An 11,923-nucleotide genomic window follows, 5' to 3' on the forward strand; every position below is an offset into this window, starting at 1 on the left:
GCGTCGAATGACACTCAAAAATCCCATGTCGATCACTCCAAATCTCCCTGAACAAAAACGTCAGGGCCATGTGTTCACATGGGTCAATTCTCAGTGACAATTTGGGGGGCTACCGGGTCAGTTCTCAATGACATTCAACAGCTCACGAGGCACTGCGTGGCCTTATCGAGGGTGTAGTTTTGACACCCTCAGATGATGGATACAGCATAGATTTACGGGGAGATCTGGCTGGAATGCTGGCTTTAGCGTCTGATACAAAAGCAAAAACCGCCGTAGCCGGAGTGGCCGAGGCGGTTTCGCAAATATCGTTGGTTGCGGGAGCCCACAACCACCGCTGTCGAACAACTCTGCAATGCCGCGCTTAGATCACGAGATACACCGCAAATTGCAAAGAAAAATGTAGCAAACGGCCCATTGCCGCCGCTGGCAAGCCGATCTGGTGCCGCGCTGCAGCTTCACCAGACCTGCCATTCGCGCGCCGTGCAGCTTCCCCGAAGCAGATATTGACCTTAGAGCGCAGCAATTTGGCTTGCTGGGTGACTGCATCGCGGACAAATTGTACCTTCGCTGCGGCTGCGTAACTGTCCGCTTCTTGCAATCAGTCACGCGTTGCGCGCCTCAGGCTTGACTGTAGATCAAGCCTGAGAAAGGGACTGCAGCAGACCTATTGACGAATGGTGACTGACTTATGCAATCCGCGTGGCGTTTCGCAGTTTTCACCGGATATTTTCGAGCCACTCAGACCTATATTGAAGCTCAATTCTATGGCCCAAAACAGGATCAACTAACTCGGCACGAAACTCAACCGCTGGGCGGACACCCCCAATAGCTGGTAGTGTTCCGCACAACATGGCTGAGTGATCGATGTTTTCAATGTGAGAACCAAGTGTTGCGAGTGGGAGAATTTTTTCCAGATTGCCATCCTGATACAACACCCATTCCCCGTGTTCCTTTATCCAGGATCGCAGTTGCATTTGGCCGGTATGATCACGCACATCCTCGAAATCCCACAACGCAGCCGCACAAACTTTTGCGCACGCTTGTTTTGACGCAGCGACTGATATCGCCTCAAGCTCTCGATCAGTATGATCAGATGCCAAACCTAGCCACAGCTTACCGTCGTGATTTATCAAGAATGGCTCTGCTTCGCCAGACGTGTCGGGTCCGAGAACTTGAACAGAATTTACCTGTGTTAATAGCGAACTCGACACGCGATAAAAGAGAGGGGTCGTAGTCGGCGGCGCGACGCCAATTTTGCCTAATTCATCAATGTGGTGCTGTACCAATGCATGATCTCGCCCAGTCCAGCCTGCGACAACAAGATGTTCAATGGTGGTCTCAAAGTGCGTTAAGCCATTGGAGAATTTCATAAATTACCCCTCTTTGGAGATTGTTCCAGCGTCTCTTTCACAAACTTGACGGTTACTTGGTCCATATCATTCACTTAAATTCCGATCGCTTGGTAAGACGCTGCGATACGCTTGATTGCGATCTGATAGGCCGCATCCCTCAAGGACTGATCGCCACGACCTTCGGCTTTAGTTTGCGAGATAGCCTGAAACGCTGTGGACATCATTTCAGAGAGGCCAGACCGGACCAGATCAATTTCTTGCGGCCCGTCCGTGAAGGCTTTGTCATCACTCAATGGAAACGCCTTGCCTGTCATCGCTTCAAGCGATTGCGCCAATCTGCGGTGGCCAGTGGCCTCATAGCGGCGTTCCATCAGGCCGAATGGGATGTGTGTCAGGTTTTTAACCCACTCAAAGTAGCTGACAACCACGCCACCAGCATTTGCATACATATCCGGGATCACGACCACGCCCCTGCTCTTAAGAATTGCGTCAGCAGCGCTCGTTGTCGGGCCGTTGGCAGCTTCTACAACAACCTTGGCTTTGATCTTTGCCGCGTTTCGTTCGTGCACAACACCTTCGAGGGCCGCTGGGATGAGAACGTCGCAGTCATCTTGCAACGCATCATCGTTTTGAGCCGAGAATGTACCACCTGCAAACCCTTCAAGTTTACCAGTGACCGCAAAATGTTCCTTCAATTTTTCGATGTCGAGGCCTGCCTCGTTTCGGATGACCCCGTCGCGTTCAATGACGCTGGAAATGAGACAACCATCTTCTTCGCTTAAGAACTTAGCTGCGTGATAACCGACGTTGCCAAGCCCCTGAACTACCACTCGTTTTCTTGCTAGTGAATTGACAGCAAACCCCGTGCCTTTCAGCTCAACTTCTGAAGCGAACAGGGCTTGTGTCGCGTACTGAACGCCGCGTCCTGTTGCTTCTGTGCGGCCTTCAATGCCGCCCCCGTCCAATGGCTTGCCAGTCACACAGGCGGACCCGTTGATGTCCTCGTGTTTGTGCCGCCGATATTCGTCAGCTATCCACATCATTGTCTGCTCGCCTGTCCCCATATCTGGAGCGGGCACGTTGCTGGCAGGTGATAGAAATCCATGACGTATCAGTTCTTGGGCAAAGCGTCTGGTAATTTTCTCAAGCTCGTGTGGTTCCCATTCTGTAGGGTTTATCTCCAAAGCACCTTTTGATCCGCCAAACGGCAACCCAACAAGTGCACATTTGTAGCTCATCAAGGCGGCGAGCGCTTCGACTTCATCCTGATTCACATTTGGGGCAAACCGAATGCCCCCTTTCGCAGGAGAATGATGGGTCGAATGTGTGGCCCGCCAACCCCGAAACGTGAACATTTTGCCCCGCAACCGTACACCAAAGCGGGTGACGTATGTCGCATTACAAAACCTGATCTTATCAGCCAGGCCTTCGGGGAGGTCGATATTTTCAGTAGCGGCGATAAACATGTCATCGACGTTTTTCAAAAATGAGCCGCTCATTTCATGGCCTTTCCGTACCCACCGCCGCCGGGTGTCTTCATCACAAACACGTCATCGGCAGCCAATTGCACCTCATCGTTGCCTTTTAGTACGTTGATATGACCATCGGCACGTACAACGCTGTTTTCACCGACCGAGGCCTCCCCACCACCCGCAGCGCCATGGGGCGGCACTTTGCGATGTGATGACAGGACCGTCACCGTCATTGGCTCAAGAAAGCGCAACCGGCGGACAATCCCGTTCCCGCCAGAATATTCGCCTACTCCACCAGAGCCTTGTCGGATCGAAAACTCATCGACCCGAACAGGAAACCGTGTTTCCAAGACTTCAGGGTCTGTCATTCGGGTGTTGGTCATGTGGCTGTGAACCGCGCTGGTGCCATGATAACCGTCGCCCGCCCCGGTGCCTCCACAGATCGTTTCGTAGTTTTGATGCACGTCGTTACCATAAACAAAGTTGTTCATCGTGCCTTGGCTCCCAGCAATGACGCCAAGCGCGCCATAAAGCGTATCCGCAATGGCCTGACTGACCTCGGTGTTGCCTGAGATGACAGCGGCAGGTGCGTTGGGGTTGATCATACTGCCTTCAGGGACCACCAGATTGAGAGGCTTCATACATCCCTCGTTCATCGGAATGTCACTGCCAACCAAAGTACGGAACACATACAAGACGACCGCGCTACAGATCGCCATCGGCGCGTTGTAATTGAACTCGTTCTGTTCAGAGGTTCCGCCAAAGTCGATGGTCGCTTGCCGTGCCGACTTATCAACAGTGATCGCCACTTTGATCTGATCACCACTGTCGAGCGGATAGGTGAAACTGCAATCGCGCAGCACATCAAGCACGCGGCGCACGCTTTCTTCCGCATTGTCCTGCACGTGATTCATGTAGGCGTGTACAGTATCTAGACCGAACTGCTGGGTGATCTTGGTCAACTCGCCAGCACCAGTCGCGTTAGCGGCAATCTGGGCAGACAGGTCAGCCATGTTCTGATCGATATTGCGGCAAGGGTATTTGCCCGAAGCAAGTAATTCACGCGTTTGCGCATCACGCAAGTTGCCTTGCTGTACCAATAGGAAGTTGTCGATCAAAACGCCTTCTTCTTCGATTACGCGGCTATCTGGTGGGGCTGATCCGGGGGTCTTGCCACCGATATCGGCATGGTGCCCACGGCTGGCGACGGTGTAGATGATCCGTGTCCCAGCATTGTCGAACACAGGGGTGATGACCGTTACGTCAGGCAAATGTGTGCCGCCGTTGAAGGGGTTGTTCATCATGAACACGTCCCCAGGACGGATCTTGCCTGCGTTCTGGCGCAAGATAACCCTTACGCTTTCGGACATTGAGCCAAGGTGAACAGGCACGTGCGGTGCATTGGCGACCAAATCACCGAATTCATCAAAGATCGCGCAAGAGAAGTCGTAGCGTTCCTTGATGTTGACTGAATAGGCCGTGTTCGCCAGCGTCGCGCCCATTTGATCAGCGATCGACATGAAGAGGTTGTTGAATACCTCAAGCATGACGGGGTCGACCTTTGTGCCAATGGCCTCTTGGCGCGCAACCGCGGAGGTCCTACGCAGCACAAGGTTTCCACCACTGATGCATTCTGCTTCCCAACCTTGCTCAAGGATGTTGGTTCCAGTCGGCTCTGTGACAATTGCCGGACCCTGAACCACCTCGCCGACACACATCGTTGTGCGGTCGATCACGGGGACTTCACGCACTTTACCGTTTGACCACATTTGAGAGTGCTTAGGAGCGGAAGACACCGCTCCCGTATCTGGCAGGGTCACTGTTTCGCCCGTTGCACCGATTGCTTCGGCGGTCAAAACGTCAATCAGCAGGGTCGCGTTTTCCGGAACGAAGCCGAACCTTTGCTGATGTGCCGTCTCAAACGCCTTTGTCATCTCGTTCATCGTACCAAACGGCACTTCTAATGTTTGCTGCGCGCCATCAGGGCGGACATGTGCCATTGTCACTGTTGTTATCTGCGCATGTGGGATGCCTTGGCCCGTTACTTCGGCCACGGCGGCGGCTGCGAGACCATCCAAAACGAATTCGGCCTCTTTGATCTGATCAAACCCCATGCCGAACTGATGTTCGCGCATGGCACGCACGTCGGCCAAGCCCATCCCAAAGGCGGACAAGACACCTGCGAACGGATGGATAAAGACACTTTCCATGCCAAGTGCATCGGCGACCAGACACGCATGTTGCCCACCCGCGCCACCAAAGCAATTCATGGTGTATTTGGTAACGTCATACCCGCGCTGCACGCTGATTTTCTTGATGGCGTTTGCCATGTTTTCAACTGCGATCCGCAGGAAACCTTCTGCTAGTTCCTCGATTGACATGTCGCTGCCAATCTCTGCTGCCAAGGCGTCAAACTTGGCGCGCACAGCATCAACGTCCAAAGGTTGATCGGCATTTGGCCCAAAGACCGGCGGAAACAGATCTGGCTGCAATTTACCAAGCAACACGTTGCAATCAGTCACTGTAAGCGGGCCGCCGCGCCGGTAAGCCGCGGGGCCAGGATTTGCCCCTGCGCTTTCGGGGCCAACCTGCATACGCCCGCCGCGGTAAGAGAGAATTGACCCCCCACCCGCCGCGACAGTGTGAATGGACATCATCGGCGCACGCATCCGCACACCTGCAACTTCAGTCTCAAAGTTACGTTCAAACTCCCCCGCATAGTGGCAGACATCAGTTGACGTACCGCCCATGTCAAAACCAATAAGTTTGTCATATCCAAACTCTGCCGCCGTACGGACCATGCCCACGACACCTCCCGCGGGGCCAGACAGGATGGCATCACGTCCTTCGAAAAGTGTCGCGTCAGTCAGCCCACCGTTTGAGCGCATGAACATCAGGCTTTCACAGCCACCCTTTGACGTGCCCAATGCATCAGCCACTTGTTTAACGTAGCGCCCTAGGATCGGAGACAGGTAGGCATCCACTACAGCGGTATCACCACGAGATACGATCTTAATAAGAGGGCTGGCCTCATGGCTCAAGGATACTTGGGTAAAACCAGATTGCTTGGCCATCAGTCCCAGTTTCTGCTCATGATCCGGAAATCGATAGCTATGCAGCAACGCAATCGCGACGGAACGATATCCTTTGCCATATGCGCGCGATAACGCCTCGCGGGCATAGGTCGTATCAAGGGCCGTTATGGTTTCACCATTTGCCCCAATCCGTTCCTCAATTTCGATCACATCTTCATAGAGCAATTCGGGCAGCTCAATATCTAAGTCAAACAACCGTGGGCGGTTTTGATACCCGATGCGCAACAGGTCGCCCATGCCCTTGGTGATCAGCAACAATGTCCGCTCACCCTTGCGCTCCAACAAAGCGTTGGTCGCAACCGTTGTTCCCATTTTTACTGCCCCGATTTGACCATTTGGAATAGCGTCATCAGGACGAAGCCCCAAAAGTTCGCGAATGCCATGAACAGCCGCATCGGGGTACACTTCTGGATTTTCAGACAACAGTTTATGCGTTTTCAATTCACCCTCCGGTGTCTTGGCCACGATGTCTGTAAATGTGCCGCCACGATCTACCCAAAATTGCCACATTAGACATATCTCCTTTGTTTGCGGGCGTCATGCGACCCGCAGTCGTCTATTTTTTAAGGGAAGTTCTTCTACTGCAAAGCGTTTGGCAGGAAGAGAGCGATGCTTGGAAAAGCGATTAGTAGAAAGGCCATGGTCAGCATTGTCAGACAGTATGGTAGCGCGCCCAACATAACCTCATTCAGGCTGCCGGATTTGCGAGCACCCTGCACGACGTAGAGGTTCAGACCAACGGGTGGCGTAATCAAAGCCATTTCGATGAGAACAATCATCAAGATGCCAAACCAGACGACATCAAACCCTTGGGCCACGACCAACGGGACGATGATCGGTATGGTTACAACCATCAGAGACAGCGTTTCGATGAAGAATCCCAAAACGATGTAAAGCACAACAACAACAAGGATTGTCTTCAGTGGTGTGAGGCCAAGGCCCGTCATGAATTCGGTCAACTCGCGGCCCAAACCCGCAGAGGCCAGTGTGAAGTTCAGGAAAGACGCGCCGATCACGATTAACATGATCATGGATGTGATCTTGACCGTACCAGTGAGGCTTTGTGTGAGCATCGACAACGACACGCCGCCAAACACCAAGGCAATGACAAGTGAACCCGCGACACCTACCGCGGCGGCCTCCGTTGGAGTTGCCCAGCCTCCGTAAATCGAACCAACAATCGCACCAAACAAGATCAGGATGGGAACCAAATCGATTAGAGCACGTAGCATCTTTGCAAATGGGAACGTTCGGCGTGTTCCGCCTAGATCAGGTCGGATTAGACAAATGATCACAGTGATCGCCATGAATCCGATCGCCAGTGCAAGTCCGGGTATCAGGCCCGCCAGAAATAACTGGGGAATGGAAGATTGTGTCAGAAAACCATAGACGATCAGATTGATCGACGGCGGGATCATGATGCCCAAAGTGCCGCCAGCTGCGATTGCACCCGAGAATAGTTTGGGATCATAGCCGAGCTTTTCCGCTTGTGGCATTGCAACTGTGGCAACTGTCGCGGCGGTCGCAACAGACGAACCAGACGTGGCTGAAAACATCGTAGCCGTAGCGATATTGGCATGTACCAAACCGCCCGGCAGCCAAGATACCCAACGATCCAATGCAGCGTAAGTTTTGGTTGCCACACCGCTGCGTACAAGGATTTCACCCAACAGCACGAAAAACGGAATGGCGATCAAAGTGGCGGAATTGGAGGACGACCAGACCATATTGCCTAGCCCGCGTGTGAGCGGAAAGTTAGAGAAAAACGTATCAATTCCGAAACCCAGAAGGAACAAGACAATACCGACCGGAATCGAGAGTGAGAGCAGGCCCAGTAGCCCAACAGAGACATAACCGATCATTGCAAGGTCTCCTGCTCGGCAAACGCGCCGACGAAATTTTCTGTTTCAGAATGGCGGCGTTTCATCAAAAGGCTGAGGGCGGCGAGCGTCGTTAACGTTGTCATAACTGCAAACCAGACCCAGCCTGCGAACCATGGCAGTTGCACCCAAACAAGTGGTGTTTCCAACGGCGTGTTTGCCCGCGATCCATTCATGATAGACCGTTCCAACACAGGCCACGCCTTAATAGCGATCGTGACGATGACGCCCGACATGACAATCATGGAAAAGACATCGAACAACGCGCGTTTAAAGCTGTCCGCGCGACTGCGGAGAAGATCAATCCGGACATGCCCCAACTCAAGTAAAGTAAAGGACATGCCCCAGGACGTCGCAAGTGCCATAGCATAACCCGCGATCTCTTCGGTGCCACCAAAGGACGTACCGATCTGGCGCATAATGATGTCTGCGAGCACAAATCCTGCACAAAGCAGTAGGCCGGCTCCAACAACAAGGGCGACCCATTTGTTGATAACCCTCAGTTTATGTATCATTTTTAGTTCCATTTTCGGTACGTCCTTTGATCTTGTCGATTAGTTGATTGTTACGCCAACGACCTGACCAACGCTTGCGTTCCAACGCTCAGCCCAATCACCCCCTGCACGTTCGGCCCATTCTGGCAGAACTTCACCGGTCAAGATGTTGCGCGCATGTTCAAAGTCCGCTTCGCTCACGTCAACGAGGGTCATGGAGCGCGCGTCACCGGATGGGCATTCGCCATTGCCTGTCAGGCAAGCGATGTCGTTAACCAAAGCGTCTTGTGCGCTGGACCATGCAGGGTCTTCAAATCCGCTTACGACTTCACTTGAGATAAGCGCCTGTGTGTCAGCGTCCAAACTGTTCCACTTGTCCAAGTTGATCGCTGTCACGACTGAATCCCAGCCACCCAGAGGAATTGGCATCAGGTGAGTTGAGACTTCCCACCAGCCAGCGCTGTAGCCAGAACCGGCGCCTGTAACAGCACAGTCAACCGTACCCGTTTGCATCGCACCGGGAACCTCACCAAAGGAAACGCTAACGCTTTCCGCGCCAAGGGCTTCGAGGAGCTTCGCAGTCATACGGCCAGAGGCACGGATTTTTAGGCCTTCAAGATCAGCAAGGCTGGATACGTCTGCATTGCAGAATACGACCTGCGGTGGATAAGGCGCAATTGCGAGGACATGAGAGTTGAAGCGAACTCGGTAGATGTCCGCGACCATCGGGCGTGCGGCATCGACCATTGCGCGGGCTTCATCAGCAGTTAGAGCGAGCAAAGGTACGTCCAAGCCTTCCAACTCAGGCGCATCGGCGACGGCATAGTCGGCAACAGTCATTGCGACGTCATAGACGCCTTGGCCAAGCAATGGATAAATATCACCAAGACCGAGGCTCATGGCATTGTGTGTTGTTAGTTCGACATTGATGTTGCCACCGGACGCTTCTGGCAATGTCGTGCTCCAGAACGGGGCCTCATATTGGTTGTGCAATGGCAGGCTTGACCAACTACCGACAACGGAAAGATCTTTGGCCATGGCAGGTGACGCCAGTGCTGTTGTTGTGATGAGTAGTGCGATTGTCTTTTTCATTTTCTTAGTTCTCCTTGTTGATTTAGTGTCTTGGTAGAATTGTCGTTTCAGCGTCTTCCGCGACGTCAGAAATCAGCATGTGACCCGGTGAATGTGTTATGCAGATTGGTAGTTTTGCATCGAGCAGGACATTTTGGGGCGTCACACCACAGGCCCAGTACACTGGGATCTCGCCGGCCTTCACGTCGACAGCGTCGCCCCAATCCGGCTTGAAAAGATCCGCGATACCGATCTGCGAAGGGTCCCCAACAGCGATCGGTGATCCATGCGCCTGAGGATACTTGCTGCTGATCGCCTTCGTTTGAGCAACTTGATTTTCTGGGATCGGGCGCATTGTCACGACCATCTTGCCTGCAAACCGACCGGCAGGTGTCAATTCAATGCTTGTACGGTACATCGGAACGTTGCGGCCCGTCTCAATGTGCCGCACTGGAATGTCGCTGCGAAGAAGCGCGTTTTCGAACGTGAAGGAACACCCTAAGGCCACCGTCACAAGATCACCCGACCAGACGTGTGAGATATCCGTGACTTCATCACTCAAAGCCCCATCGCGAAAGACACGGTACTTTGAGACATCTGTGCGAATATCAATATCGCGACCAAGTGTTGGCAGATTTGGATTGCCCGTGTCGCCCAAACCTACGACAGGGCATGGCTTTGGATTTCTTTGACAAAACCGCAGGAAGTCCAGAGCAAACTCTTTAGGGAGAATTGCGAGATTGCATTGAAGCTTGCCTGCGGCCAAACCAGCAGTGTGACCATCATACAACCCACCCCGAATAGCCTTTCGAACCTTGTCAGCAGAAGAGGTCTTTAGGTCTGAATGAGATGCAGTTTGTGAATTCATAGTGATCGCCCCTGTGATGTCACAAAACTATCACATGGGATTGTTCATCAAATCAAATTATCATTTTAGATCACTGATGATAGATAATTTGAAACTATTTGGGGTGCGAAACTTCCCACTCTAAAGCGGTGGAACGCGCGATTTCCGCACTGTTTTCAACAAGAAAGCTGCGAGGTTCGGACAGATACGATGCTGTAAACTCCAAAGGTTGCGGGCGAAAGCCGGGGTCAAACTCAACGATCTGGCCCGACGCCAGAAAATCATTCGCAAGCGCTCTAGGATAGGGACCGACCGCGATTCCTGCTGCGATCATCTTGAGACTCGCTGATAAAGATGCAGACGCAAACACCCGCGCTTTCGGCCCGACAGTGCGCGATAGCTCCGAGATTAGTTCTCGATAAGGACGCGTCTTATTTGAGTAAGAAATGACCGGAATTTCTGTCAAGTCAGTGATTGGATTTGTAGAGGCGCGATACCAATGCAACTCGAAGGGTGGGAGGGTTACATTTTCCACAGTGAACTCGGACACGGGGCCCATCAGAAACACCAAATCAAGCCTGCGTTCAAGAAGCGCTGTGCGCAAATTCAAGGAAATATCGACGGTAAGATCGACGTTCACACGCGGGTATTCCTTGCTGAACGCTTTGAGAAACTCGGGCAGCCAAGCCTGCGCAATTGTCTCTGACGCCCCAACCCGAAACAACCCTTCAGTCTCCGCCGGATTAGCAACCCGCTGCTTGATCTCTTCTTCAACGAACAACATCTGTTCGGCGTAGGACAGTAGCAACATCCCTTGCTTTGTCAGAACAAGGTCTCCGCTACCCCTTTCAAACAGAGAGACACGCAGTTCTATCTCAAGATTCGAGATCCTTGTGGAAACCGCCGGTTGCGATAGGTGCAGACGATCTGCCGCTTTCCTAAAGCCGCCGAGCCGAGCGACCCAAAGAAATGTTCGGATTTGTTCAAAGGTCACAAGGCATTCACAATATTTATCAAGGATGCGCCGAACCCATAGGGAAAATTCTCCTAAAAGTATAGCCTAACTAGATATTGCGTGGCGCTACCGCTTAAAGGGTAAGCGCCTCAATCGGTTTCTTAAAGCAGTCGTTCATGCGCACCGCAGCATTGGTGGATTTGGGCTCTCCGCCGACCTCGGATGCGGCGCAGCATCCTTTCAAATTGGCCCCGTCCAGTTGGTCACAGACGGCCCATAAGAGACCTTCGACATCCCGCTAACATTCTGCGGTTGCAGCCCGCATTCCGGTCATTCGCTGCGATAGCAAAATCTCTAGGTCGACGAACTGGTAAGATGCGGACAAAAGTGAGCTTTCGACGCACAATGTCCAATGTCGGCTATGGATTGCGCAGCCGGGCGGTGTCAGAGGAATCTCGGTTGTGAAGGGCAGGGCGGCGATCTAGCTTCTGCTCATGACAAAACGCTCCCCATTTCGCTATTTTAAAACCAGCCCTGAGATTATCCGCCTTGCGGTGATGATGTATGTCCGGTTTCCGCTTTCGCTTCGGAATGTCGAAGACTTGCTGCATGAACGCGGCATCGACGTGAGCCACGAAACCATTCGTTTCTGGTGGAACAGATTTGGCCCGATGTTTGCTGCAGAAATTCGCCGAAAACGCGTAAATCAGATGCGGTGTTATTCGAACTGGCGATGGCATCTTGATGAGGTTTTCGT

The 11,923-nt window shown here is 52.7% G+C and carries 9 protein-coding genes and 1 pseudogene; 1 reads left to right on the forward strand and 9 read right to left on the reverse strand.

Features of this window, described 5'->3' with window-relative positions:
• Window positions 1-361 precede the first annotated feature (361 nt).
• The 9 genes from ABJI08_RS05060 to ABJI08_RS05100 form a co-directional block, all read right to left on the reverse strand.
• Entirely contained in the window at window positions 362-598 is a 237-nt protein-coding gene (locus ABJI08_RS05060) for a hypothetical protein (RefSeq protein WP_348400739.1), read from the reverse strand.
• Window positions 599-716: 118 nt separating this feature from the next.
• Window positions 717-1,370 carry a DUF2848 domain-containing protein gene (locus tag ABJI08_RS05065; protein ID WP_348400740.1) on the reverse strand — a complete coding sequence of 218 codons (654 nt, stop codon included), beginning with the start codon at window positions 1,368-1,370 and terminating at the stop codon, window positions 717-719.
• 74 nt (window positions 1,371-1,444) lie between these two features.
• Window positions 1,445-2,851 carry a Glu/Leu/Phe/Val dehydrogenase gene (locus ABJI08_RS05070; RefSeq protein WP_348400741.1) on the reverse strand — a complete coding sequence of 469 codons (1,407 nt, stop codon included), beginning with the start codon at window positions 2,849-2,851 and terminating at the stop codon, window positions 1,445-1,447.
• The gene (locus tag ABJI08_RS05075) at window positions 2,848-6,429 is read right to left on the reverse strand and encodes a hydantoinase B/oxoprolinase family protein (RefSeq protein ID WP_348400742.1); all 3,582 of its coding nucleotides are present in this window, start codon (window positions 6,427-6,429) and stop codon (window positions 2,848-2,850) included. The genes ABJI08_RS05070 and ABJI08_RS05075 overlap by 4 nt, the downstream gene beginning before the upstream one ends.
• A gap of 68 nt (window positions 6,430-6,497) precedes the next feature.
• The gene (locus ABJI08_RS05080; RefSeq protein ID WP_348400743.1) at window positions 6,498-7,781 is read right to left on the reverse strand and encodes a TRAP transporter large permease; all 1,284 of its coding nucleotides are present in this window, start codon (window positions 7,779-7,781) and stop codon (window positions 6,498-6,500) included.
• The gene (locus ABJI08_RS05085; protein ID WP_348400744.1) at window positions 7,778-8,326 is read right to left on the reverse strand and encodes a TRAP transporter small permease; all 549 of its coding nucleotides are present in this window, start codon (window positions 8,324-8,326) and stop codon (window positions 7,778-7,780) included. The genes ABJI08_RS05080 and ABJI08_RS05085 overlap by 4 nt, the downstream gene beginning before the upstream one ends.
• Before the next feature lie 27 nt (window positions 8,327-8,353).
• Entirely contained in the window at window positions 8,354-9,385 is a 1,032-nt protein-coding gene (locus ABJI08_RS05090; protein ID WP_348400745.1) for a TRAP transporter substrate-binding protein, read from the reverse strand.
• Between the two features lie 22 nt (window positions 9,386-9,407).
• A complete protein-coding gene (locus ABJI08_RS05095; RefSeq protein WP_348400746.1) occupies window positions 9,408-10,232 on the reverse strand; it encodes a putative hydro-lyase in 825 nt (274 codons plus the stop codon).
• Window positions 10,233-10,326: 94 nt separating this feature from the next.
• Entirely contained in the window at window positions 10,327-11,205 is an 879-nt protein-coding gene (locus ABJI08_RS05100) for a LysR family transcriptional regulator (RefSeq protein WP_348400747.1), read from the reverse strand.
• Between the two features lie 455 nt (window positions 11,206-11,660).
• Between ABJI08_RS05100 and ABJI08_RS05105 the strand changes: the two are divergent.
• A pseudogene (locus ABJI08_RS05105) lies at window positions 11,661-11,923 on the forward strand (IS6 family transposase); the annotation flags it as partial.

The sequence above is a fragment of the Shimia sp. genome, from assembly GCF_039969785.1.
GTDB lineage: Bacteria > Pseudomonadota > Alphaproteobacteria > Rhodobacterales > Rhodobacteraceae > Shimia.